General features: G+C 71.4%; 23 protein-coding genes, 1 tRNA gene and 3 pseudogenes. 8 read left to right on the top strand and 19 right to left on the bottom strand.

Annotated elements, in window-relative coordinates; all coding sequences use genetic code 11:
- Positions 1–67 precede the first annotated feature (67 nt).
- Complete coding sequence (locus tag PGH47_RS36775) at positions 68–856, bottom strand: IclR family transcriptional regulator (protein ID WP_271667018.1); 789 nt, start codon at positions 854–856, stop codon at positions 68–70.
- Between the two features lie 228 nt (positions 857–1,084).
- On the opposite strand from PGH47_RS36775, the gene fae reads away from it, so the two are divergent.
- From fae to PGH47_RS36750, 5 genes are all read left to right on the top strand, one after another.
- The gene (gene fae / locus PGH47_RS36770) at positions 1,085–1,624 is read left to right on the top strand and encodes a formaldehyde-activating enzyme (protein WP_271667017.1); all 540 of its coding nucleotides are present in this window, start codon (positions 1,085–1,087) and stop codon (positions 1,622–1,624) included.
- Positions 1,621–2,733 (top strand): mandelate racemase/muconate lactonizing enzyme family protein, encoded by a 1,113-nt coding sequence (locus PGH47_RS36765; RefSeq protein WP_271667016.1) that lies wholly within the window; start codon positions 1,621–1,623, stop codon positions 2,731–2,733. Before fae ends, PGH47_RS36765 begins: the two co-directional genes overlap by 4 nt.
- Positions 2,730–4,250 (top strand): aldehyde dehydrogenase, encoded by a 1,521-nt coding sequence (locus PGH47_RS36760; RefSeq protein ID WP_271667015.1) that lies wholly within the window; start codon positions 2,730–2,732, stop codon positions 4,248–4,250. The genes PGH47_RS36765 and PGH47_RS36760 overlap by 4 nt, the downstream gene beginning before the upstream one ends.
- A 95-nt stretch (positions 4,251–4,345) precedes the next feature.
- Positions 4,346–5,272, top strand: coding sequence for an NAD(P)-dependent oxidoreductase (locus PGH47_RS36755; RefSeq protein WP_271667014.1), 927 nt, complete (start codon positions 4,346–4,348; stop codon positions 5,270–5,272).
- 73 nt (positions 5,273–5,345) lie between these two features.
- Positions 5,346–6,506 (top strand): iron-containing alcohol dehydrogenase family protein, encoded by a 1,161-nt coding sequence (locus PGH47_RS36750; RefSeq protein ID WP_271667013.1) that lies wholly within the window; start codon positions 5,346–5,348, stop codon positions 6,504–6,506.
- 100 nt (positions 6,507–6,606) lie between these two features.
- Here PGH47_RS36750 and PGH47_RS36745 read toward each other — a convergent pair.
- The 11 genes and pseudogenes from PGH47_RS36745 to PGH47_RS36695 form a co-directional block, all read right to left on the bottom strand.
- Positions 6,607–6,680 (bottom strand) — tRNA-Pro (locus PGH47_RS36745).
- Positions 6,681–6,780: 100 nt separating this feature from the next.
- Complete coding sequence (locus PGH47_RS36740) at positions 6,781–8,088, bottom strand: MFS transporter (RefSeq protein ID WP_271667012.1); 1,308 nt, start codon at positions 8,086–8,088, stop codon at positions 6,781–6,783.
- 140 nt (positions 8,089–8,228) lie between these two features.
- On the bottom strand, positions 8,229–8,588 hold the full coding sequence (locus PGH47_RS36735; RefSeq protein WP_271667011.1) for an MmcQ/YjbR family DNA-binding protein: 360 nt from the start codon (positions 8,586–8,588) through the stop codon (positions 8,229–8,231).
- Positions 8,589–8,703: 115 nt separating this feature from the next.
- Positions 8,704–8,919 carry a hypothetical protein gene (locus PGH47_RS36730; protein ID WP_271667010.1) on the bottom strand — a complete coding sequence of 72 codons (216 nt, stop codon included), beginning with the start codon at positions 8,917–8,919 and terminating at the stop codon, positions 8,704–8,706.
- Positions 8,920–8,951: 32 nt separating this feature from the next.
- Positions 8,952–9,431: a GNAT family N-acetyltransferase gene (locus PGH47_RS36725; RefSeq protein WP_443048596.1), complete on the bottom strand. Its 480-nt coding sequence runs from the start codon at positions 9,429–9,431 to the stop codon at positions 8,952–8,954.
- A 29-nt stretch (positions 9,432–9,460) separates the two neighbouring features.
- Entirely contained in the window at positions 9,461–10,051 is a 591-nt protein-coding gene (locus PGH47_RS36720) for a helix-turn-helix domain-containing protein (protein ID WP_271667008.1), read from the bottom strand.
- Positions 10,052–10,097: 46 nt separating this feature from the next.
- On the bottom strand, positions 10,098–11,000 hold the full coding sequence (locus PGH47_RS36715) for a LysR family transcriptional regulator (protein ID WP_271667007.1): 903 nt from the start codon (positions 10,998–11,000) through the stop codon (positions 10,098–10,100).
- A 37-nt stretch (positions 11,001–11,037) separates the two neighbouring features.
- Positions 11,038–12,231, bottom strand: coding sequence for a glycine C-acetyltransferase (locus tag PGH47_RS36710; RefSeq protein WP_271667006.1), 1,194 nt, complete (start codon positions 12,229–12,231; stop codon positions 11,038–11,040).
- A 51-nt stretch (positions 12,232–12,282) separates the two neighbouring features.
- Positions 12,283–13,311, bottom strand: coding sequence for an L-threonine 3-dehydrogenase (tdh, locus tag PGH47_RS36705; RefSeq protein ID WP_271667005.1), 1,029 nt, complete (start codon positions 13,309–13,311; stop codon positions 12,283–12,285).
- A 167-nt stretch (positions 13,312–13,478) separates the two neighbouring features.
- Positions 13,479–13,850, bottom strand: coding sequence for a YybH family protein (locus PGH47_RS36700; RefSeq protein WP_271667004.1), 372 nt, complete (start codon positions 13,848–13,850; stop codon positions 13,479–13,481).
- 73 nt (positions 13,851–13,923) lie between these two features.
- Positions 13,924–14,019: pseudogene (locus PGH47_RS36695) on the bottom strand (3-oxoacyl-ACP reductase); the annotation flags it as partial.
- Between PGH47_RS36695 and PGH47_RS36690 the strand changes: the two are divergent.
- Positions 14,020–14,442 (top strand): annotated as a pseudogene (locus PGH47_RS36690) (YbfB/YjiJ family MFS transporter); the annotation flags it as partial.
- Positions 14,439–15,044, top strand: a complete 606-nt coding sequence (locus tag PGH47_RS36685; RefSeq protein ID WP_271667003.1) for a GPP34 family phosphoprotein — start codon at positions 14,439–14,441, stop codon at positions 15,042–15,044. The pseudogene PGH47_RS36690 and the gene PGH47_RS36685, both read left to right, overlap by 4 nt.
- On the opposite strand, the gene PGH47_RS36680 is transcribed toward PGH47_RS36685, so the two are convergent.
- The 7 genes and pseudogenes from PGH47_RS36680 to PGH47_RS36650 all read right to left on the bottom strand — a co-directional run bounded on the left by PGH47_RS36680 (position 15,041) and on the right by PGH47_RS36650 (position 21,992).
- Positions 15,041–15,421, bottom strand: a complete 381-nt coding sequence (locus tag PGH47_RS36680; RefSeq protein WP_443048595.1) for a TetR family transcriptional regulator C-terminal domain-containing protein — start codon at positions 15,419–15,421, stop codon at positions 15,041–15,043. The genes PGH47_RS36685 and PGH47_RS36680 overlap by 4 nt on opposite strands.
- Positions 15,422–15,555: 134 nt before the next feature.
- Positions 15,556–16,134: a GAF domain-containing protein gene (locus PGH47_RS36675; protein WP_107908281.1), complete on the bottom strand. Its 579-nt coding sequence runs from the start codon at positions 16,132–16,134 to the stop codon at positions 15,556–15,558.
- A gap of 61 nt (positions 16,135–16,195) precedes the next feature.
- Complete coding sequence (locus PGH47_RS36670; RefSeq protein WP_030956515.1) at positions 16,196–16,795, bottom strand: GTP-binding protein; 600 nt, start codon at positions 16,793–16,795, stop codon at positions 16,196–16,198.
- Complete coding sequence (locus tag PGH47_RS36665) at positions 16,773–17,144, bottom strand: DUF742 domain-containing protein (RefSeq protein ID WP_030956514.1); 372 nt, start codon at positions 17,142–17,144, stop codon at positions 16,773–16,775. The genes PGH47_RS36670 and PGH47_RS36665 overlap by 23 nt, the downstream gene beginning before the upstream one ends.
- Before the next feature lie 2 nt (positions 17,145–17,146).
- Complete coding sequence (locus tag PGH47_RS36660; protein WP_030956513.1) at positions 17,147–17,581, bottom strand: roadblock/LC7 domain-containing protein; 435 nt, start codon at positions 17,579–17,581, stop codon at positions 17,147–17,149.
- Positions 17,582–18,576: 995 nt separating this feature from the next.
- A pseudogene (locus tag PGH47_RS36655) lies at positions 18,577–20,262 on the bottom strand (ATP-binding protein); the annotation flags it as partial.
- Positions 20,263–20,816: 554 nt separating this feature from the next.
- Positions 20,817–21,992: an MBL fold metallo-hydrolase gene (locus PGH47_RS36650; protein WP_271667002.1), complete on the bottom strand. Its 1,176-nt coding sequence runs from the start codon at positions 21,990–21,992 to the stop codon at positions 20,817–20,819.
- 270 nt (positions 21,993–22,262) lie between these two features.
- Between PGH47_RS36650 and PGH47_RS36645 the strand changes: the two genes are divergently transcribed.
- Positions 22,263–23,459: a glutamate dehydrogenase gene (locus PGH47_RS36645; protein ID WP_271667001.1), complete on the top strand. Its 1,197-nt coding sequence runs from the start codon at positions 22,263–22,265 to the stop codon at positions 23,457–23,459.
- Positions 23,460–23,492 lie beyond the last annotated feature (33 nt).

Raw genomic sequence — 23,492 nt, 5'->3', positions numbered from 1 at the left:
ACTCCGGCGGATCGAAACGGGGGTTGCTCTGAGGGCAACTCGCCGATCATGTGCGGGTGTACGTGGGTCAGGTGAGCCGGGCCCGCAGCAACGGAGTGCGCCGGGGCTCCCAGCCCAGCAGCGACGACACCCGTGCCGCCGCCCGGGCCGTCGTACGCCCCGCCTCGTCGAGACGCTCGCCGAGCCGGGCCTTGGGGGCGGAGATGTTGATGGCCGCGACGACCCGGCCCCGGAAGTCGCGCACCGGGGCCGACACGCCGACCAGGCCCTCCTCGAACTCCTCGCTGACACGGGCGTAGCCCTGCCGCCGGGCGTCCTGGATGAGGGTCCACAGGTCCTGCACGGGCATCTCACCGGTCGTGCCGAAGCGGACGTACAGCTCGTCGGGCGTGGCGTCGGCCAGCAGGACGCGCCCCGCGGACAGCCGCCAGGCGGGCACGCCGCGTCCCTCCCAGCCGTGGACGCGGAAGGAGTGCCCGGAGACCGACAGCAGGGTGAGGACGTCACGGTCGCTGAGGACGCACAGGTGGCTGGTCTCCTCCAGGTCCGCGGACAGGGTGTGCATGACGGGTTCGGCCACCCGCACGAGGCGGCTCTCGGAGGTCCGGGCCACCAGGGAGAACAGCCGCCAGCCGAGGCGGTACTCCAGGGTGTCGGGGTCGCGCTCGACGATGCCCTCGGCGGCGAGGGCCTTCAGGGCCCGGGAGACCTGGGTCTTCTCACGGCCGACCAGCTGGGCGAGGCGTACGACGCCGAGGCCGCCGGCGTTCTGCGCCTCGTCGGAGGCGAGCGCCTCCAGCAGGTCTATGTCACGGCGCAGGCCGTGTCCGCGGGAGGCCGAGGAGGAGTCGGTCACGGAGTCATCGTATGCGCGCTCGTCGCCAAAGGAACCCCCAGGTCAGGCCGGAAGTTGTCAGGAGAGCAACCGGCATTTCGATTCCCTCGGGCGCCTTGCGACGGGGTGGCGGCGGACCTAGATTCGCCGCATCGGGCCGGATGAACTGCGAGGTATGCGAGCTTTGCTCCCACCTCGCCGGTCCCCGGTCCGCCGCCGCTTCCCGCTCCCGGAGATCCAGGAGATTCCATGCCTTCGCCCTTTGCCCCGACCGCGCTCATCGGCGAGTCCTTCGTCGGTGAGGGCGCCGACGCCGCGCACACGAACATCGTGATCGGACGCAAGGGCGGCCCCGTCGAGACCGCCTGGGCGACGGCGCTGGCCACCCCGAGCGCCGGGCACGTGCCGTTCATGACGGTGGTGCGGCCGTCCGTGCCGGTGAAGCCGCTGACCCTGTTCGTGGCCAAGGCCGCCGCGCAGGGTGAGCTGCACCAGCGGGCCACCTGGGGCGCCGCGCAGGCCGGCCTCGCGCAGGGGGTCGCCGACGCGGTCGACGACGGGCTGATCCCGGCCGAGGAGGCCGACGACCTGCTGATCATCGCCGCGGTGTGGGTCAACCCGGCGGTCGGCGACCTGGACGTCTCCTTCCGCAACCAGCGCGCCGCCGCGTACGGCGCGGTACGGGCCGCCGTGACCGGCACGCCCACCGTCTCCGACGTACAGGCCGCCGCCAAGGAGGGCCCGGCCAACCCGTTCTACACGCCGACCGCCGAGGTACTCGCCCGATGAAGATCACCGACATCACCCTGGACCGGCTGCGCCTGGAGCTGGACCCCCCGTTCCGCGCCGCCTGGGACCCGGAGCCGCGCCGCACCTTCGACGCGACGATCGTGCGCGTCCACACCGACGAGGGCGTCACCGGCATCGGCTCCGGCGACCTCATGGACGGCTTCGAGACGTACAAGCACCTGTTCGTCGGCGAGGACCCCCTCGACATCACCCGGCACGTCAGGGCCATCGAGACCGCCAACTTCCACGGCGCGCACTACTGGCCGCTGGAGGCCGCGCTGTGGGACGTCATCGGCAAGGTGCACGGCCGCCCGGTGTCGGAGCTGTTCGGCAACGCGGCGAAAAAGCTGCCCGCGTACGCCTCCTCGGGCGAGCTCAAGTCCCCCGAGGAACGGGTCGCCACCGCGCTGAAGGTGCGCGAGGCCGGTTTCCGGGCGCTGAAGATCCGGATCGACCGCAATCGTGTCGACGAGGGCATCGCCGCGGTGCGTGCCGTGCGCGAGGAGCTCGGCGCCGACTTCGAGATCATGGTCGATCTCAACCAGTCCTGGCGGATGGCGGGCGACACGGCGAACGCCTCCGACCTCGCCCAGACCCGCAGGACCATCGCCCGCCTCGCCGAGCTCGACGTGTTCTGGGTCGAGGAACCGCTGCCGTACGCCGATCTGGCCGGCTTCAAGCGGCTGCGCGCCGAGAACCCCGGAGTGCGGATCGCCGCGGGCGAGATGCACCACTCCCCCACCGAGCTGCTGCGCTACCTGGAAGAGGACGCGCTCGACATCTACCAGATGGACGTGGTGCTCGCGATCGGCATGCAGCGCGCCCGCACCCTGGCCGAGCTGGCCCACCTCAAGCACCGTCAGTTCACCCCGCACAGCTGGACCAACGGCATCGGCGTGCTCGCCAACCTGCACGTCGCGGCCGGCGTCGGCGGCGGCCCCTTCTTCGAGTTCCCCTACGACCCGCCCGGCTGGACCCCCGAGCGCCGCGACTTCATGCTCGCCGAGCCGGTCCGCGTGAACGCCGAGGGCGACCTGGAGATCCCGGACAGGCCCGGCCTCGGCGTCGAGCTGGACGAGGACGCGATCGACCGTTGGAGGATCAAGTGACTTACACGATCGAGGAGTTGCTGGCGCGGTCGTACGACGAGTGGCTGGCCGCGGCGGCCAAACTCTCCTTCGAGACACGCCTGTTCATCGACGGCGCCTTCACCGACGCGACCTCCGGCGACAGTTTCAGCAGCGTCTCGCCGCGTGACGGTTCACTGCTGGCCGAGGTGCAGTCCGCGGGCGTCGAGGACGTCGACCGCGCGGTGCGGTCCGCGCGCGCCGCCTTCGAGGACGGCCGCTGGCGCGACCTTGCGCCCAAGGAGCGCAAGCGGATCCTGCTGCGCTGGGCCGAACTGATCCGGGCGAACGCCGAGGAACTGGCCCTCCTCGACACGCTGGAGATGGGCAAGCCCATCACCGAGTCGGTGCGTATCGACGTGGACAAGGCCGCCGAGACGATCGCCTGGTACGCCGAGACCCTCGACAAGACGTACGACGAGGTGGCCCCGACCCCGGGCGACGCGCTGGCGCTGATCACCCGGGAGCCGCTGGGTGTCGTCGGCGCGGTCGTGCCGTGGAACTACGCCCTGCTGATCGCCAGTTGGAAGCTGGGCCCGGCGCTCGCCACCGGCAACAGCGTCGTCCTCAAGCCGGCCGAGCAGACCTCGCTCGCCGCGCTCCGCCTGGCCGCGCTGGCCACCGAGGCGGGGCTGCCGGACGGCGTGCTCAACGTGGTCCCCGGGCGCGGCGAGGTCGCGGGCCAGGCCCTCGGCAGGCACCCCGAGGTCGACAAGATCGCCTTCACCGGCTCGGCCGAGGTGGCCCGGCTCTTCCAGGTGTACGCGGGCGAGTCCAACGGCAAGCAGGTCGCCGTGGAGGCGGGCGGCAAGTCCCCGCAACTGGTGCTGGCCGACGCCGACGTCGAGGCCGCCGCGTCCGCCGTGGCGTGGGGCATCTTCTACAACGCGGGGCAGACCTGCAACGCGGGCTCGCGCGTCGTCGTCCACGCGGCGGTGAAGGAGCAACTCCTGGACGCCGTAAGGCGGATCACCGCAGAGACCTTCCGCGTCGGCGACCCGCTCGACCCGGCCACCGTGATGGGGCCGATCGTGGACGAGGGCCAACTCGCCAAGATCCTGGGCTACATCGAGCGCGGCAGGCAGGACGGGGCGCGCGTCCTGCTGGGCGGCGGGCGCACACTCACCGAATCCGGCGGCACCTTCGTCGAACCGACGGTGCTGGACGGTGTGGACAACGCGTCCGTCGTCGGCCAGGAGGAGATCTTCGGCCCGGTGCTGGCGGTCGTGTCGTACGACGGCGACGTCGACGAAGGCGTACGGCTGGCGAACCAGAGCGACTTCGGCCTCGTCGCCTCCGTCTGGACCCGGGACGTGAAGGTCGCCCACCGCACCGCCAGGCGGCTGCGGGCCGGCACGGTGTGGATCAACACCTTCGACGCCAGCGACGTCATCACCCCCTTCGGCGGCTTCAAGGCCACCGGCGCGGGCCGCGACAAGTCCCTGCACGCGCTCGACGCGTACACGGCACTCAAGACCACCTGGATCGACCTGTCCTGAACGGCCGACCCCTTCCGCAGCCATACCCCCTTTCACCCGTCCATCCCCCCTTCACCCGTCCATCCCCTTTTCACCGGCACATAGCGAGGACATCGATGAGGATCGGTTTCATCGGCCTGGGCAACATGGGAAGCCACATGGCCCGCCATCTGATCCACGCGGGACACCTGGTCACCGTGCACGACTCCCGGCAGGAGGCAGCCGTCGAGCATCTGGCGCTCGGCGCCCGCTGGGCCGACACCCCGGCGGCGTGCGCGACCGACGCCGAACTGCTGATCACGATGCTGCCGAACCCGCGCATCGTCGAGGAGGTGCTGCTGCGCGGCGGCGCCGCCGAGGCACTGCCCGAGGGCGCCCTGTGGATCGACATGTCGACGTCAACTCCGGCCGCCGCGGACCGGATCGCCGCCGAGGTTCTGGACCGGCGCGGAGTACGCCGGCTCGACGCGCCCGTCAGCGGTATGGCGCACGGTGCCGAGGCGGGCCGGTTGCAGATATTCGTCGGCGGGGCCGGGGACGACTTCCGGATGTGCCTGCCCGTCCTGGAGACCCTGGGCGACCCCGACAAGGTGCTGCACGTGGGCCCGCTCGGCGCCGGCTACACGGTCAAGCTGATGATCAACCTGCTGTGGTTCACCCACCTCGTCGCCACGTCCGAGGTGCTGGCCATGGGCACGAAGGCGGGCGTCGACCTGGGCGTCCTGCGCAGCTCGCTGCTCGCCAGCCCGGCCGCCTCGCACTTCCTGGAGCACGACGTGCTGTCGGTGCTGGTCGAGGGCGACTACGACGACTCCTTCGCGATGGCCCTGGCCTGCAAGGACCTCGGGCTCGCCGTCGACCTCGGCCGTGACGTGGGCGTGTCCACGGAACTGTCCGCCCTGGTGGAGCAGATCTTCCGCCGCTCCAGGGCCCAGCACGGCGACCTGGCCGGGGAGATGAGCCCGGTCCGCCTGTACGAGGCCCTGACCGGCCGGGAGTTCCGCCTCCCACACCCGGAGGAGGCGTTGATCGGCACCGCCTGATCCCAGGACACCGTCGCCCCCCTTCCTTCCCCTCCAGTCTCCCTTCCCGCCGCGTTTCCAGGAGCCGCACGCCATGGGCGAGTCACTCACCAACCAGTTGGCCATCGATCCCACCTGCCGTATCGAGTTCGGCCCGGGCCGCCTCACCCACCTCCCGGAGCTGATCTCCTCCCTCGGCATGGACCGCGCGTTCGTGGTCACGGACCGTGGTCTGCGGGCCGCCGGCATCGTCGACCAGGTGCTGAAGGTCCTGGACGCGGCGGGCATGGAGCACGGGGTGTACGACGAGGTGGGCGCCAACCCGTCCACGGGCAACGTCGACGAGGGCGCCGCCCGGGCACGGGCGTTCGGCCCGGCGGTCGTCGTGGCCCTGGGCGGCGGCTCGGTCCTCGACGCCGCGAAGGGCATCTCGTTGCTGGTCGGCAACGCGGACGCGGCGGCGGCCGACGCGGACGCGCTGTGGGAGGCGCTCGACGGCCTGCCGCTGATCGCGATCCCCACCACCTCGGGCACGGGCGCGGAGACCAACGGCTTCGGCGTCATCGAGGACACCGCCGCCTGCCGCAAGGTGTACCTCGGCCACCCCTCGGTCAAGCCGCGGATCGCCCTCCTGGACCCGGAGCTCACGCTCGGCCTGCCGGCCCGGATCACGGCCGCAACAGGCATCGACGCCCTGGTGCACGGCATCGAGTCCCTGGCCTCGCGCGGCGCCAACCCGGTCTCGGTGGCGTACGCGACGCAGGCGGTGGCCATGGTCGGGCGCTGGCTCCCGGTCGCCCACCGCGACGGCTCGGATCTGGAGGCCCGTGCGCAACTGATGCTCGGCGCCCACTTGGCGGGCCAGGCCCTGACCATCTCCGGCCTGGGCCTGGTACACGGCATCGGCCACGCCCTGACAGCCCACACCGGCACCCCGCACGGCATCGCGCTCGCCGCCGTCCTGGAGGAGGTCCTGGAGTTCAGCGCCCCGAACGCGCAGGAGGCCTACGAGCAGACCGCCCGCGCCCTGCGGCTGGACCCGCCCGCCGACGGCGACTGGGCCCGCGCGGCGATCGACGCGGTCCGCGAGATCTCCGGCGAGCTCGGCATCAAACGGCCCCTGCGTGAACTCGGCGTCCGCCCGGACCTGTTGCCCCCGATCGCCTCAGGCGCTCTCGCAGACGCCGTGACCCGCAACGCACCCCGCCGCCCCACCGAGCAGGACATCCTCGGCATCCTCGAATCGGCCTTCTAGAGAGGCGCGATCAGCACCGTCACAAGATCAGCACCGTCGCAAAAACGAAAAAGGCCGTATCGGCAATTCCGATACGGCCTCTGACTTGCTGCTTCACAAGTCGGGACGACAGGATTTGAACCTGCGACCCCTTGACCCCCAGTCAAGTGCGCTACCAAGCTGCGCCACGTCCCGGTGCCCGTTTGACCTGGGGTTTCCCCTGGCCGAACGCGCAGGGAAACAATACCGCACTCGGGTCCGTGGTCGCGCACCCGTTTATGCGGACCCGTCCGCTTCAGTGCGGCTCGGGCCGCACGCGTTCGTCCGCCTGCACCGGAGCCGACCGTGCCGCCGCCGGGGCGTCCGCTCGCACCAGACCCCGGATCGACCGCACCGACAGCAGCGCGCCCGCGACGACGAGGCTCATACCCCCGGCGACCAGGAGCACATGACCGGCGCCGAGGGTCGCGGCGGCCGGTCCGGCGATGGCCTGGCCGACCGGCATCATCGCCAGGGAGCCCGCGACGTCGTACGCGTGGATGCGGTTGAGGACGTCGGCCGGGACCTGTGTCTGGACGCTGGTCGCCCACATGACGCTCCAGAAGGCCATGCCCGCACCTGCGACGGCCGCACCGGCGACCATGGCGGGTACGCCGAGACCGGCGCCGACGGTCACCGGGAAGCCGGCGAAGGCGAAGAGCCCTGTCGCGCCGGCGCGGAGCATCCGGCGAGGTCTCAGCCGCAGCGCGAGCAGGCCGCCGGCGACGGTGCCCGCGCCGAGGGCGGAGTTGATCAGGCCGTAGGTGCGCGGGCCGTGCTGCTGGACCACCTCGGTCGCCACGAGCGGGACGGTCGGACCCCACACGGTGATCATGTAGACGCACCAGACGGCGATGACGCCCCACAGCCAGGTACGGGCTCTGAACTCCCGCCAGCCCTCGCCCAGATCGGCGCGGAAGGCCCGTGCGCCGCGAGCGGTTCGGTCGTCGCCCGGCGCCCGGGTCCGCGCAGGCAGGCGCAGCAGGAGGAGGCACAGGGCGCTGATGGCGTAAGTGGTCGCGTGGGCCGTGAACACGCCGCCGGGTGAGGCGAAGCCGACGAGCACTCCCGCGCAGGCCGGTCCGGCGAGCTGGGCGACAGCTTCGGCGATCCGCATCGTGCCGTTCGCGCCCTGGACGTCGGTGGCGAGCCGGCGGACCGTGCCGGGTACGCCGGGCTGGAACACGGCGCCCGCGACGCCGTTGACGAAACCGATCGCGCAGATCTGCCACAGGACCACGTGCCCGGAGAAGAACAGCGCGGCGGCCAGGGACTGGGTGCACAGCCGGACCAGGTCGGCGCCGATCATCAGTCTGCGGGTGCTGAAGCGGTCGGCGATGACACCGCCGAAGATGATGAGCCCGGCGAAGGCGGCGGACGTCGAGGCCAGGGCGAGACCGACCGCGCCGGCGCCGTACCCGTGCTGGAGGAGCCCGGCGGCGAGGGCCACGGGCAGCATCGTGTCCCCGAGCTGGGCGACGGCACGGGCGACGAAGAACAGGGCGAAGTCCCGCGACCACACCGGCCGGGCACCGGCTTGCTTGCCCGGCTTCACCCCCCTCATGTCCGTCGTGCCCCTCCCCGGTCGGACCGCCGTCCACGCCGCCGTCACTCGAGCCTCCGCGGTAGCCGGGCCCCCTCCGCCCCGGCTCCCACACCTGCCCTCGGATCATGACACGGGGCACTGACAACGCCCCACGGGTTTCAGTCCCCCGTCGCCAGCCCCAGCTCCGGATAGGCGTCCAGCAGGCGGGTCGGAGCGGCCTGGCGCCAGGAGTCGGCGAGGATGTCGCGCAGTTCGCCCTCGTCCTCGATGGCCGCGAGCCGGGCCCGTACCCACGCGAACTGTGCCTCGTGGCCGGCGATCCAGAACTTCCCCGGCTCGGCCATGACCAGTTCGTCGCGCTCCTCCTTCGGGCAGCGCACCGCGATGGAGGTCTCGTCCTCGGGCAGTGTGGCGAACATCTTGCCGGCGACCCGGAACGTGGGCATGCTCCAGGCGATCTTCTCCGTCGTGTCCGGCAGAGAGAGGGCGATACGGCGTACGTCTTCGGCATCGGGCATGGGAGGCACGGTAGCGCCCATCACTGACAATCACCTGGTGAGAGGGGGCAGCGGGGCAGCCCGCTCCGGGGCCATCCGCCCGAGCCCCGCCCGCCCCAGGACCCGCTCCCGCTCCCTAGAAGCTGACGTTCATGAAGGCCCCGTAGCCGCGCTCGGCCGCGATGGAGGAGAACGCGACCAGTTCCTCGTCGGGGCCGCAGTCCGGCCGGTCCGGCAGCGGATGGTCGACGCCGTACAGGTCGGACACGCGCTGCTCCGCCCAACTCGGGTCCTTCTCCGCCCTGTCCAGCTCCTCCGTCGTCGCGCCGATGAACGAGATGTTCACGCCCATGACAGGTGATCCCCCCTCGCCGACCGGAACGGTCACACGTACTTGAAGTAGATCGTCGTGGGCCGCAGCACTCCCGCCGGGCTCGCCGCGTAGTCCGGGATCACCCCGGCCTGGGTCCAACCGGCCGAGTCGTAGAGGCGCTCGGCGGGGCTGTCGGTCTCGGTGTCCAGGTGGAGGAGGGTGACACCGGCGTCGGCCGCCGCCCCCTCCGCGGTCGCGAGGAGTCTGCGGCCGAGACCCTGACCCCGGGCGTCCCGGTGCACCATCAGCTTGACGAGTTCGGCCCGGTGGCGGCTGTTGGGCTTGTCGGCGAAGGCCAGGCTCACCGTGCCGACCGTCCGCCCGTCCCGGCATGCCACCCAGACCGCCAGCCGCCGGTCACCGACGCCACTCGCCCGCTCATTCCACCAGGCCAGGGCCACCGTACGGTCGAGGGGACCGAGGAATCCGATGGAGGCGCCGTCCGCCACGGTGTCCACCAGCAGGTCAGCCAAGTCCCCTATGCGGTCCATCAGTTGAGGCTCATCGAGCCGCGTCACGTTCACGGCAGCACCACCGCCAGCGCATACCGCACCGCCCCCGGCCCGGCACACCGGAACCGCGTCGGCCCCCACACCCGCATCCGCAGACAGTCCCCGGCGCCTAGGCGGTGCTCGACCTCCTGGACCGTGACGCCGAGGGCGCCCTCCAGCACCCAGACGTGCTGCTCCAGCCCTGGGACAGGCGGCCGGTCGTACTCGATGTCGGCACCCTCGGCGAGACGTCCCTCGACGAGTTCGGCGCGCAGCCCGGCGTCCGGCGGCGAGACGGAGCGCCGTACGAAACCTGCGGAACGGTCCTCCCACACCGGCTGCTCGGCCGCCCGCACCAGCAGCGCGGGCTCGGACTCGACCTCGCTGAGCAACTGGGACATCGTGCGGCCGTAGACGGCACAGAGGCGGTTGAGCATGGATGCGGTCGGGCTGATCTCCGCCCTCTCGGCCCGGGAGAGCGTCGAACGGCTGATGCCGCTGCGGTCCGCCAACTCACCGAGAGACCAGCCGCGTTCGGCCCGCAGCGCGGCCAGCCGAGAGCCCAGGCGGGTGTCGAGTTGAGCGTCGGGAGCCTGGAGGTCATCCAGCGCGCGTTTCATATTCGGGACGGTATCCCGAATATGAAACGGCGGTGTTACGGGAGCCTCACGCCCCGGCCGCCTCGTCGAGCGCCTCCAGCACAGGCCGGATCAGCGGATGCTCCTCCGCTCCTCGTCGCACGGCCGCGAAGACCCGGCGCGTGGGTGCCACCCCGTCCACGGGCCGTACGACGACCCCGGTGAGGTCCATGCCGCGCAGCGCGGAGCGCGGGACGAGGGCCACTCCGGCGTCGGCCGAGGCGAGGGCGACCACGGCGCGGAAGTCGTCCGAGGAGTGTTCGAGGCGGGGCTGGAAACCGGCGTTCTCGCAGGCCAGGACGACCACGTCATGGCAGGGGTTGCCGGGGTAGGGGCCGATCCAGGTGTCCTTGGCCAGCTCGGCGAGCGGGACCTCGACCGCGTCGGCCAGCCGGTGGCCGACCGGGACGACGGCGTCGAAAGGCTCGGCGTACAGCGGTACGTGCGTCAGGCGCGGGTCGTCGGCGGGCGGCGCCCCCCGATATTCGACGGCCACCGCGATGTCGACCTGCCGGTCCAGCACCATCGGCAGGCTGGCGTCGCCCTCCGCGTCCTGGACACGGATGCGGATGCCGGGGGACGTCTCGGCGAGACGGGCCACCGCGGGCGCGACGACCAGGCCGATGCCGGTCGCGAAGGAGGCGACCGTTACCGTGCCGGCCGCGCCCGAGCTGTACGCCGCGAGCTCGGCCTCCGCCCGCTCCAGCTGGGCGAGCACGGCGTTGGTGTGGCTGAGCAGGATCTCGCCTGCCGGGGTCAGCCGTACACCCTTGGCGCCGCGCTCCACCAGGCGGTGGCCGGTCTCCTGCTCCAGGGCCGCGAGCTGCTGGGAGACCGCGGAGGGGGTGAGATACAGCGCGGCGGCAGCCGCCGTCACGGTGCGGTGGTCGGCCACCGCACGGAGGATGTGGAGCCGCCGCGCTTCGATCATGAGATCGATTATCGCAAGGTCCGGAGCGGGCCGGACGTCAGCCTTCCAGTTCGGCCCTGGCCGCGACGAAGGCGTCCACGGCGCGATTGACGTCGTCCGTCGAGTGCGCGGCGGACAGCTGGACGCGGATGCGGGCCTGGCCCTGGGGCACGACCGGGTACGAGAAGCCGATCACGTACACGCCGCGCTCCAGCAGCAGCTCCGCCAGCCGGCCGGCCTTGGTCGCGTCGCCGATCATCACGGGCGCGATGGCGTGGTCGCCGGGGAGGATCTCGAAGCCCTCCTCGGTCATCCGGCGGCGGAACAGCTTCGTGTTCTCGGCGAGCCGGACACGCAGGTCGTCCGCGGACTCCAGCAGGTCCAGGACCTTGAGGGAGGCCGCCGCGATCACCGGGGCCAGGGTGTTCGAGAACAGGTACGGCCGGGAGCGCTGGCGCAGCAGGGCGACGATCTCGGCACGGGCCGCCACATAGCCGCCGGACGCGCCGCCGAGGGCCTTGCCGAGGGTGCCGGTGATGATGTCGACGCGGTCCATGACGCCGTGCAGCTCGGGCGTGCCGCGGCCGCCGGGGCCGACGAAGCCGACGGCGTGCGAGTCGTCGACCATGACCATCGCGTCGTAGCGGTCGGCGAGGTCGCAGATGTCCTTCAGCGGCGCCACGTAGCCGTCCATGGAGAAGACGCCGTCGGTGACGATCAGCCGGCGGCGCGCCGACTGCGCCTCCTTCAACTGGGCTTCCAGGTCGGCCAGATCACGGTTGGCGTAGCGGAAGCGGCGGGCCTTGGACAGCCGGATGCCGTCGATGATCGACGCGTGGTTGAGGGCGTCGGAGATCACCGCGTCCTCCGGGCCGAGGAGCGTCTCGAACACGCCTCCGTTGGCGTCGAAGCAGGAGGAGTACAGGATCGTGTCCTCCTGGCCGAGGAACGCCGAGATCCTGCCCTCCAGCTCCTTGTGCACCTCCTGGGTGCCGCAGATGAAGCGGACGGAGGCCATGCCGTAGCCCCAGCGGTCCAGGGCCTGGTGGGCGGCGGCGATCACCTCGGGGTGGTCGGCGAGGCCGAGGTAGTTGTTGGCGCAGAAGTTGAGGACCTCGCCGGGGCGACCGCCCGCGCTGACGTTGACGGTCGCGGACTGCGGGGTGTCGATGACGCGCTCCGGCTTGTGCAGGCCGACGGCGCGGATCTCGTCGAGGGTGGCGCGCAGGTCGTCGCGCACGGAGTCGAACATCTCAAAGCTCCCAGGAAAGCAGGTGACTTACGCGGTGACTTACGCGGTGACTTACGCGGTCCAGTCGAGGATGACCTTGCCGCCACGGCCGCTCGCCGCGTCGGCGAAGGCCGCCTCGAAGTCGCGGTAGCCGTACCGGCCGGTGATCACGGGCGCGAGGTCGAGGCCGCCTTCGAGCAGCACGGACATGGCGTACCAGGTCTCGAACATCTCACGGCCGTAGATGCCCTTGATGGTGATCATCGAGGTGACGACGCGGGCCCAGTCGACCGGGAACTCCTGGGCGGGCAGGCCGAGCATGGCGATACGGCCGCCGTGCGTCATGTTGGCGATCATGTCGCGCATGGCCTCGGGGCGGCCGGACATCTCCAGGCCGATGTCGAAGCCCTCGCGCAGACCGAGCGTGCGCTGTCCATCGGCGATGCTCGCCTCGGCCACGTTCAGGGCGAGGCTCACGCCGACCTTGCGGGCGAGTTCCAGCCGCTCCTCGCTCACATCGGTGATCATGACGTGGCGGGCGCCCGCGTGCCGGGCCACGGCCGCCGCCATGAGGCCGATCGGGCCGGCACCGGTGATCAGGACGTCCTCGCCGACCAGCGGGAACGACAGCGCGGTGTGCACGGCGTTGCCGAACGGGTCGAAGATCGCGGCGACGTCGAGGTCGACTGGCACCCGGTGCACCCACACATTGGCGGCGGGCAGGGCGACGTACTCGGCGAAGGCGCCGTCGCGTCCGACGCCGAGGCCGACCGTGGCGCGGCACAGGTGCCGGCGGCCGGCCAGACAGTTGCGGCACTTGCCGCAGACCAGGTGACCCTCGCCGCTGACCCGGTCACCGGGCTTGATGTCGGCGACGTCCCGGCCGGTCTCGACGACCTCGCCGACGAACTCGTGCCCCACCACGAGCGGGGTGCGTATCGCCTGCTGTGCCCAGCCGTCCCAGGACCTGATGTGCAGATCGGTGCCGCAGATGCCGGTGCGAAGCACCTTGATCAGTACGTCGCCGGGCCCGACGGCCGGTTCCGGAACGTCCGCGAGCCACAGCCCGGGCTCCGCCTTCTCCTTGACCAGCGCCTTCAACGCTACGGCTCCTGTTGCACTCGAGTCCCGGCTGCGGGCATGCCGAGGGAGCCCGCAGCCGGGGAGGGGGGTGGATTCGCGTAGCAATCTGCCGTACGGCGGCGCCCGGGTCCATCGAGGATTTCTTAAGCGGCGCCACAGCTTTCCTTCACGCCCTCGGCCGGCGCCTATGGGAGGCGGGAGACCTGGTAGTGGCTGATGAACCAGTTGTCCTCGACGCGGGCGACGAGTACCGCGAGCTTGACGTCCAGCGCGGGCCGGTCCGTGAACGAGAACCGGACGTCGAGGTACCCGAGGACCAGGCCGTCGGCAGGCTGTCTGGTTTCCAGGACGGTGTAGTCGGCTCGCATGCCGAGCGGCTGCGAGCTGTAGTACTCGGCCACACCTGCCCGGCCCACACTGTAGGGGTGCAGCCCCTGGAAGACGGCGTCCTCGGTGAACAGGGAGGCGACGTCCTCGGGCCGGTGCCCGTCGACGGCGTCCTTCCACTGGTCGAGGACGCCGCTCAGGATCTCCTTCGCGTCCTTCGTGGTGGTCATGTCCGCTCCTTGGCCTTTCCTTGGTCGATCCCCCGGAGGATTGCCCGGCCCTTGCTCCCGCCCTGACGGGCTGTCAGTGTCCGGCGCTCATACCGCCGCCGACGTGCATGATCTCGCCGGTGACGAACGGAGCCGTCTCCAGGTAGAGCACGGCGTCGACGATGTCGCCGGCATCGCACTGCCCGCCCTGGTCGGCGGTGTGGCGGCCGCACTGGTCTCCGCGGTCCTGTTCGGTGCCATCTTCCTGGGCGTGAGCACTCTCGCCCTCGCCGCCGGGGCCGGTCTGCGCGTCCCCCGCTCGGTCGCGCTGCTGACCGCCGGATACTCCGTCGGCCAGATCCTGGGCCCCCTCCTGGCCGCCCCGCTGCTGCACGACGGCTACCGTCCCGCCCTGCTCCTGGCCGCCCTCGTGGTCCTCACCGCGGCCTCGGCCGCCGCCGAGCTGAGAATCGGGTTCCCGCACCACATGGTGGTAGTACGACACACGGTGCCCGAAGGACAGCGAGAATCGGTGTATGACGTCCGGACCGCCGAGGACAGCCTCCGTTGTCCACGCCCCGCACTCGGCCGACTGACCAGGAGCCGCTCATGAACACCGCACGGGATCTCGCGATAGTCACCCTGGACATGGCGTCGGACCACACAGTCGAGCAAGGCGATCTGTCGCTCGCGCTCGCGGCGGCGGAGATGTTCGACCTTCTCGACGCCCATGCCCTCGTCCTGGACGGCGACCTCATCACACCCAGCGCACAGGCGCCCACGGGTGACCGTCTGCTGGACGAGGCCGTCTCGGCACTCGTACGACAGGAACCGTACGAGTCCGTCGAGGACTGGCTGTGGCGCAGGGGCCGGGGCCTGTCCGCGGCCTATGTCGAGGATCTGGAGCGCGTGGGGCTCACGGCCCGGGCGCCGGGTCCCCGGTTCGCGCTGCGGGCCGCTCCTTCGGTGCCGGTCGACTCGGCGGCCCGGCGGCAGGCGGATGAGCGCTGGACCTCGGGCGAGCCCGTCCTCACCGCCCTGGGCACCGCCGCCGGCATCCGTGACGAGTCGGGCGAGGACGCCGAGAAGCTCACCGACGAGACGGTCACGACCGTGCTTGCCGCCCTCGGCAATGCGGTCATGGAACTGGAGGCCGTACGGCAGCGGCGGGCGATCGAGGACGCCGCGTTCGACAACGTGTGGCGGGGCTACTAGGGCTTTCGGGTACCCGACGGTCTGCGGGCGCCGAGCAGCGCGAGGCAGTTGTTCCACAGCGGGGTCAGGCGTTCCGTGCTGTTGTACATCTTCGCGACCATGACCTGGCCCTCCAGCTGGGCCACCACGGCCCGCGCCGCCTCGCGCGTGTCCACCACGGTGACGTCGCCGCGCTCCCGGGCCTCCTCGACGACCGTCTCGACCATGTCGACCTGCGCGTCGAAGATCTCCTGAAGCCGCCGGCGGACCGCCTCGGTCTGATTGCTCAGCTCCAGCGTGAGGTTCCCGAACAGACACCCCGACACGGTCCCGCAGCCCTCTTGGACGGCCCGCTGGCCCGCCTGGGTCTCCTCGAACAGTCCCCTGAGCCGCCGCAACGGTTCGCCGTCAGCCTCCAGGACACGCGCCTAGTCGCGCCGCTGCGCCGCCCAGTTTGGAGTCAGGGGCACGCCAAGTCGGACCGATGCCGCCCCGGCGGCAAAACAGCCGTCGGGCACCGCCGAGGCCGCGCTCAGAGCAGCGGGAGTCCGTCGGCCTGCCGTCGTTCCAGCCGGGACATCAGGTCCACCGCGGTCGCCTTGATGGTGTCCAGGCCCGCCCTCCCCCACGGCCGCGGCTCCACGTCCACGACACACACGGTGCCCAGCGCCATCCCGGTGCTGTCGATGAGCGGCGCGCCCATGTAGGAGCGGATGCCGAACTCGTCGACGATCGGATTCCCGGCGAACCGCGGATAGTCGCAGACATCCTCCAGGACCAACGCCTTGCGTCGCACGACCACATGTGGGCAGAACCCATGGTCTCGCTCCATATGGCGCCCCAGCTCAGGCTTGGAGTCATCAGCCCGTGTGAGGGTCACCCTGTGCTGTGCGTGCAGCCCGGCGAAGAACTGCCGGTTCTCGTCGATGAAGTTGACCATGGCGTACGGCGCCCCGGTGAGCTCGGCGAGATGGTCCGCGAAGACGTCGAGGGCCGGGTCGGCATGATCCCCCAGTCCCAGCCGGAGCAACCGCTGGGCGCGGGCGGGGGCCTCCTTGTCCTCGGGGGTCAGCAGCAGTCGAGCGACCGGATGGGGTGGGCCGTAGCTCATGGGCGGATTCCGTCCCTGTGGGCGTACGTCATATGCGGCTCCGTGCGGGTGTGTGTGGCTGTCACATGTGGGCGCCATGGCTGGGCGCGGGTGCCGGTGTGTGGGCGATGAGGTGCCTCACCAGGGTGAGCAGGGTCTGCACGCCGGAGCTGGAGATCCGGGCGTCGCAGCGGACGATGGGGATCTCCGGGTCGAGGTCGATGGCGGCGCGGACCTCCTCCGGGTCGTACCGGTAGCCGCCGTCGAACTCGTTGATCGCGACGATGAAGCCGAGACCCCGCTGCTCGAAGAAGTCGACGGCGGCGAAGCAGTCCTCCAGGCGCCGGGTGTCGGCGAGGATCACCGCGCCGAGCGCACCCTCCGAGAGTTCGTCCCACATGAACCAGAACCGTTCCTGTCCGGGTGTGCCGAACAGGTAGAGGACGTGTTCCGGATCGAGTGTGATGCGGCCGAAGTCCATGGCCACCGTCGTCTCGACCTTGTTCTCCACCCCTTCGAGGCTGTCGGTCGCTGCGCTGACCGTGGTGAGCAGTTCCTCCGTGCTGAGCGGCGCGATCTCGCTGACCGCGCCCACGAAGGTCGTCTTGCCTACCCCGAACCCTCCCGCCACCAAGATCTTCAGTGCGGTGGGGAAGGGGTCAGAGCTGTCGTCGTAGTCCATCGAGCACTGCCTCCAGAAGGGCCCGGTCTGTCGGGTTGTGGTGGAACTCGGGGGGCTTGGTGGTGAGCGCCCCGCAGTCGACGAGGTCCGACAGCAGCACCTTGGTGACCGCCGCCGGCAGCTTCAGGTGGGCTGCCACCTCGGCGACAGAGACGGGAGCGCGGCACAGGTCGAGCGCCAGCTCGTGCTCGGGGCCCAGGTAGCCGAGGGGGGTCGCCCCGGTGGCCATCACCTGCGAGATGAGATCGAGCGCGACGGTGGGACGGGTACGGCCGTTGCTGACCGTGAAAGGGCGCACCAGCCGTCCGGCCGCGTCGTCGAGCCAGGGCCCGTCGCCGGCCGCCGTCATGTTCAAGGCCTCAACGCCGAGGGTTCGACGGAGTGCTGCCGGGGTGCGGTGACCAGGTACGGGCGGACGCTCTTGACCAGCATCGCCATCTCGTAGCCCAGCACCGCCGCGTCGGCCTCACGGCCCGCCAGTACGGCGAGACAGGTGCCGGAGCCGGCCGTGGTCACGAAGAGCAGCGTCGAGTCGAGCTCCACGACGACCTGGCGGACCTCGCCCCCCTCGCCGAAGCGGACGCCGGCGCTGCGGCCGAGGGAGTACAGCCCGGAGGCCAGGGCGGCCATGTGGTCGGCGCTGTCCGGGTCGAGGCCGTGAACGGACTTCACGAGCCCGTCGCAGGAGAGCAGGACCGCGCTGGTCGTGTGCGGTACGCGCTGCACGAGGCCGCTCATCAGCCAGTCGAGATCGGAGACATGGGCGGTCGGCGCTTCGCTCGCCATGGTGGATCGACTCCTTGAGGTACGAAGGTCTGCGGGAGCGCCGGGGTTGGGGGTGGTCTCCCAGGCGGACTTCGAGCTGGTCACAGTCGTGGTCATCCGGCTGGAGCGCTCCCGTCAGGCCAGGTGGTGTGGTCGGTACCGGGCGCGGACCCGGGGTGGGGCTCGGTCATATGGGCCGGGTCCATGGGCGAGACGTCCATGGAGGGCCGGGTGGTCATGGGGGTCACGTCCATGTGGAGTCCATCCAGGGACGGCGGGCGCAGACGTGTGGGCTGGGGTCGAGCCGTGTCGAGGCTCGTCGGCTCCGGACGGCTGGGCGCCGGGCGTACGGACTCCAGTCGAGTGGGCTGGGAGACCAGGGGGTCCGGGTGGGTCGGCTCCGGGGTGGATGACGCGGTCTCGGACGTCGTATGGGGTGAAGGGATGTAGGCGGGAGTGATCCCGTGGGTGATGGGGGTAATCCCGTGGGCGGTGGGGGCAATCCCGTGGGTCGTGGGGGTGTGCACCGAATCCGTGTGCCCTGCGCCCACGTAGCCCGTACCCATGTGCCCCGTGGCTGTGTGGCCGGCGCTGGCCTGCCCGGTGGTCGTGTGGCCGGTGCTGGTGTGGCCCGAGTTCGTGTGACCCGTTGCCGTACGGCTTGTACCCGTGCCCATGTGGTCGGTACCCATGTGGTCAGTGCCGATACGGTCGGCGCCCACATGGTCGGTACCCACGTGCTCGGCGCTGACGGGCTCGGCCCTCATGTACCCCGCATCCACATGCTCGGCGTCCCCCCGCGCCGATTCCATGTGCTGCTGTGTCTCGGCCAGCCCGATCCCCCGTTGGAACGCGGCCATCAGCCCCGGGTCGTGCCCGGCGAGTTGGTCGGACTCCTGCCGTGGTGCGGGACCACCACGGAGTTGGGGTGCGATGTGCTCCTGGGCACGTCGGCGCGGAAGTTGGGGCTTGCCCATGGTGCCGCGGACGGTGCTGACACGCGGGGTCGGCGGCGCGCCGGCGTTCTCCTCCACGCGTCGGCGTTCGTCGGGCCTGATGCCGGGCACGGCCTCGGCCGGGTTGGCCCGTTCCTCCCGGGCTCCGCGTACGGGCAGCGGCGCCGGTCCGGCACCGTTCGCCCTCGGGACCGCTCCCCTCGCGCCGCCCTGCGGCGGCTCCTGCCGGCGCGGTGCACCGTGCGATGCCGACGATGCCTGGGACGCCTCGCCTACGCCTCGCCGCCCACCGCTCTCAGCTGCGCCCGAAGCAGCCCCTGCCGCCGCTGACGCCGACCCCGCCGCTGTCCCCGCCCCGGTCGCCCCGGTCGCCGCCGCATGCCGACGCTGCTGAGACGGCACCGGCCCCTGCTGCTGACGTACCTGTGGCGAGGACGGCGCGGCCTGGGCAAGAGCCTGCGCCGACATGCCCGTACCGGCACCGGCGACGGCCCCCTGCTGCGGCTCAGGCCCCCGCCCCACACTCGTCCGAGCCCCGGGTTCGTCGCCCAACAGCCCCTGCGGCACGACGAGTACGGCCTGCACTCCGCCGTAGATATTCGTCTGGAGGCGCACATGGATGCCATGGCGCTTCGCGAGCTGCGAGACGACGAACAGGCCGATGCGTCCGTCCGCCAGCAGGCTGGCGACGTTGACCTGGTCAGGGTCGGCGAGAAGGGCGTTCATGCGGTTCTGTTCGCCGACGGGCATGCCGAGCCCGCGGTCCTCGACCTCGACGGCGAGTCCCGAGGTCACGAGGTTGGCCCGGAGCAGCACCTGGGTGTGCGGGGCGGAGAACACCGTGGCGTTCTCGACCAGTTCGGCCAGCAGGTGGATGACGTCGGCGACGGCGTGCCCGCGCAGGGTGCCGTCGATGGGCGGCACGAGCTTCACCCGTGAGTACTGCTCGACCTCGGCGATGGCGGAGCGCAGCACCTCGGTCATGGAGACGGGGTTGCTCCACTGCCGGCGGGAGACGGCGCCGCCGAGGACGGCGAGGTTCTCCGCGTGGCGGCGGATGCGGGTGGCGAGGTGGTCGACGTGGAAGAGGCCCTTGAGCAGGTCGGGGTCCTCGATCTCGTTCTCCAGCTCGTCGAGGATGGAGATCTCCCGGTGCACCAGCGACTGAAGGCGCCGGGCGAGGTTGACGAAGACCTCGAGCTTCTGTTCGCTGCCCGCCTGGCTGGAGAGCTGCGCGGCCGCCACGACGGCGGTGACGGCGCCGTCGTGGGCGCGTGCCAGATCGCCGGCGAGCAGTTCGAAGTCGTCGGCGTCCTCGGGCGGACCGCTGCGGGACTTGCGCTTCGGGGGCGCCTCGCCGCGTCTCAGTGTCTCGACCAGGGCCCGTAGATCGGCCTCGCCTCGTGCACTGTTGCGGCGGAGCGCGCGGATGCGGTCGCTCACGGATGCTGCGGTGCGGTTGGCGGCCACGGCGGCGATCAGGATGCCGGCGACGGTGACCGAGACCGCGCTCGCGAGCACGGCCCACACCGTGAGGCTCGGCCGGATGCCCGTGGAGCGGATCACGAACAGTACGGCCGCACAGGCGCTGAGAGTGACCGCGACGGGTGGCAGCACGGCCAGCCGCAGCAGTTGGGGCCGTATATGGGTCTCGGGCAGCGCGGGTGCGGTGCGGGCGGCCGGGCGCCCGTGCCGCCCGCCCTCACGGCGGTCTGCGCGTGCGGCCGGGGCGCGTAGATGAGACATCGGGGTCCTCGTACTGGTCCGTCGGTCGGGAGCCCGGGGGTGCGCGCGATCTGCGCGGCCCGGGGCGTGCGCCATGGCGATGTCGGTCGACAGAGCTGACGAATTCGGCTCCGCGTCGCCCGACGGACACTGACAGTAGTCGCCTTCGCATCAAGTGCGGTGGGCAGTTGACAAACTCCCGCAGCGAGCGTCCCGCTCTGGTATGAGGTCTCGCACGGCAGACCGATAACCCATCACGCCGTTCCCTCACAAGGAGCAATCGAACGATCGGACCTGGTCAGAAGCGGTCACGGGGAAACGTCGAGAGGTGGGGCACTTTTCCGTGCCCCACCCCTCGGCCAAGGCCCGCTCCCCGGCCCCGACCGCGCCGGTGGGGACGTTTCAGCACCTCACACGCCCGCCGTCCCGAACCCCAGAGCATCACCGACAGTAGCGGCGCGCGGCGTCACGCAAGTACCCAGACACACCCCCGCGCGCCCCGCGTGAAATGCCGCATGGGGGCGCGAGTGATGATCACTCGCGCCCCCATGGGTCGTTCCTCGACGGCGGTCGCGCTACGAGACCGGCGTGCTGTCCGGCGCCGGAGCCACCGGCGGCCACGCCGGCCACCCCTCGGCGGGCGCCTGGGCGACCTCGCGCCACCACGGCGTCACGGGCCCCAAGGAGGCCGGCTCGAAGGGTTCGCCGCAACGGGGCGCCGCCATCGTGACCCCGGCCTTGTGCGTGGCCCGCATCATCCGCTCGCCCGGCTCCGCCCACGGGTGCGGCGCCAGGTTGAAGGTCCCCCAGTGGATGGGCAGCATGACGCCCGCGGTCGGGTCGCCGCCCTGAAGGTCGAGGTGGGCCCGGACGCCCTCGTCCGGCGTCATGTGGATGTCGGGCCAGAAGTCGGAGTAGGCGCCGACCTGGATCATCGTGGCGTCGAACGGGCCGTGCTCGGCGCCGATGTCCTTGAAGCCCTCGAAGTAGCCGGTGTCACCGCTGTGGTAGATCCGGTGCTCGTCGGAGGCGACGGCCCAGGACGCCCAGAGGGTGTGCTGGGTGTTGCGCAGTCCGCGGCCGCAGAAGTGGCGGGCCGGGGTGGCGGTCAGGGTGAGCCCGCCGACCTTGGTCGCCTCGTGCCAGTCCAGCTCGCGCAGCCGGTCGGCGGACACGCCCCAGTGTTCGAGGTGGCCGCCGACACCGAGCGGCACGGCGAAGACCGTGTCGGTGCCGGCCAGCGCCTTGATCGTCGGCATGTCGAGGTGGTCGTAGTGGTCGTGCGAGATGACAACAACGTCGACCGGGCCGAGCGCGGCGAGCGGCAGCGGCACGGGGTGCAGCCGCTTCGGCCCGGCGAAGGGGAACGGGGAGCAGCGCTCACCCCACACGGGATCGAAGAGGACCCGGTGGCCGTCGATCTCCGCGAGGATGCTGGAGTGCCCCATCCAGGTAATGCGCAGCCCCGTGGCGGGCGGCTTGGCCAGGTCCGCGTAGGTGGTGGGGTGCACCGGAATGGTGCCGTCCGGGGTGCGTCGGGGCCGGGACTCCTTGTCGAAGAAGACCTTGGCGAACTCCAGCATCGACCCGGAGGGCCTGGTGCGGGCCTCGCCCCCCGGGTTCTGGAACACCCCGTCCTTGAAGTGCGGTGATCTGCGGATACGCGCCATGCGCTCACCGCTCGGATCCACGCCGAAGGCCTCGGGCCGCAGGGCGCGCAGCCCGGAGCTCGGGAATCGGAAACCGGCCACGGTACCTCCAGCTGGATTCGGTGAGGAGTTCCATTATGGGCGGCCCGTCCGACACTCTCGGATCCCCCCTGGCCGGGAAGGGTCCGGCGCCCCCACGGCCCACCCCGCCCCCTCCGATCCACACAGATCAACCCGCCACATTGACATGTCCCCATCCCCCTCCGATACTGACTCACCGTTCAGTAGAAGCACAGCCGCGCCTTCGCCCCGAAAGCCCGTCCCAGGTCCCGGACCCCGCTCCCGGGAGACGGCCCCGACCCCGGAGACCCCATGACCACCCCACCCGCCCCGACCACTCCCCTGCTGTCCCTGACCTGGACCGACCACATCACCGGCCGTCAGGGCTTCCTGGTCGTCGACCGGCTGGTGCGCGGCGTGGCCAGTGGCGGGCTGCGGATGCGGCCGGGGTGCACGCTGGAGGAGGTCACGGGTCTCGCGCGGGGCATGAGCATGAAGGAGGCCCTGCACTACGACCCGGAGGCGCGGTACGTCCCCCTGGGCGGCGCCAAGGGCGGCATCGACTGCGATCCCCGGGACCCGGAGGCGTACGGGCTGCTGGTGCGCTACCTGCGGAGCATGCGGCCGTACATCGAGAATCTCTGGACCACCGGCGAGGACCTCGGTCTCGCCCAGGACGTGGTCGACCGGGCGGCGGTCGAGGCGGGGCTCGTCTCGTCGGTCCAGGCCGTGTATCCGCTGCTCGACGACGAGGCGGGATCCCGGCGGCGGCTCGCGGAGGCGTTCGCGGTCGAGGTCGACGGCATCGGGCTGGACGAACTGGTCGGTGGCTGCGGGGTCGCGGAGTCGGTGCTGACCGCGCTGGACCGGGCCGGTGTGCCGTACTGGAGGACGCGCGTCGCCGTGCAGGGCCTGGGGACCATGGGCGGGGCCACGGCTCGCTTCCTCACGCGCGCGGGGCTCACCGTCGTGGCCGTCGCCGACATCAAGGGCACGATCGCCAATCCGGCCGGGCTGGACGTCGAGAGCCTGCTTGCGGCACGCGACGCCCACGGCACCGTCGACCGGGCCGTACTGCGTCCCGGGGACCGCGAGCTGCCGGGCGACGCCTGGCTTTCGGCCGAGGCGGAGGTGCTGGTACCGGCGGCCGTGTCGTACGTGATCGACGCCTCGAACCAGGGCCGTGTCAACGCGCGTTGGATCGCCGAGGCGGCCAACATGCCCGTACGGCCCGACGCCGAGGCGCTGCTGGCCGCCCGGGGCGTCATCGTGCTGCCGGACGTCGTGGTCAACTCGGGTACGAACGCCTGGTGGTGGTGGACGCTGTTCGGGGACATCGGCCCGGACGCCGACGAGGCGTTCGCCCACACACGACGTTCGATGCGCGCCCTGACCGACCTCACGCTGGCGCGTGCCGAGGCGGACGGGACGGCTCCGCGGGTCGCCGCGCACGCCATCGCTGCGGACCGGCTGCCGTTGATCACCGAACGGTTCGGCTGGCACCGGTGACTGCGGTCCCGGGGCCCGGCCGGACCTGGCCGG

Origin of the sequence: Streptomyces sp. HUAS 31 (assembly GCF_028198125.1) — a bacterium.
Classification (GTDB): domain Bacteria; phylum Actinomycetota; class Actinomycetes; order Streptomycetales; family Streptomycetaceae; genus Streptomyces; species Streptomyces chartreusis.
Note: the sequence above shows the minus strand (reverse complement) of the source record. Positions and strands in the feature narration are given on the sequence as shown.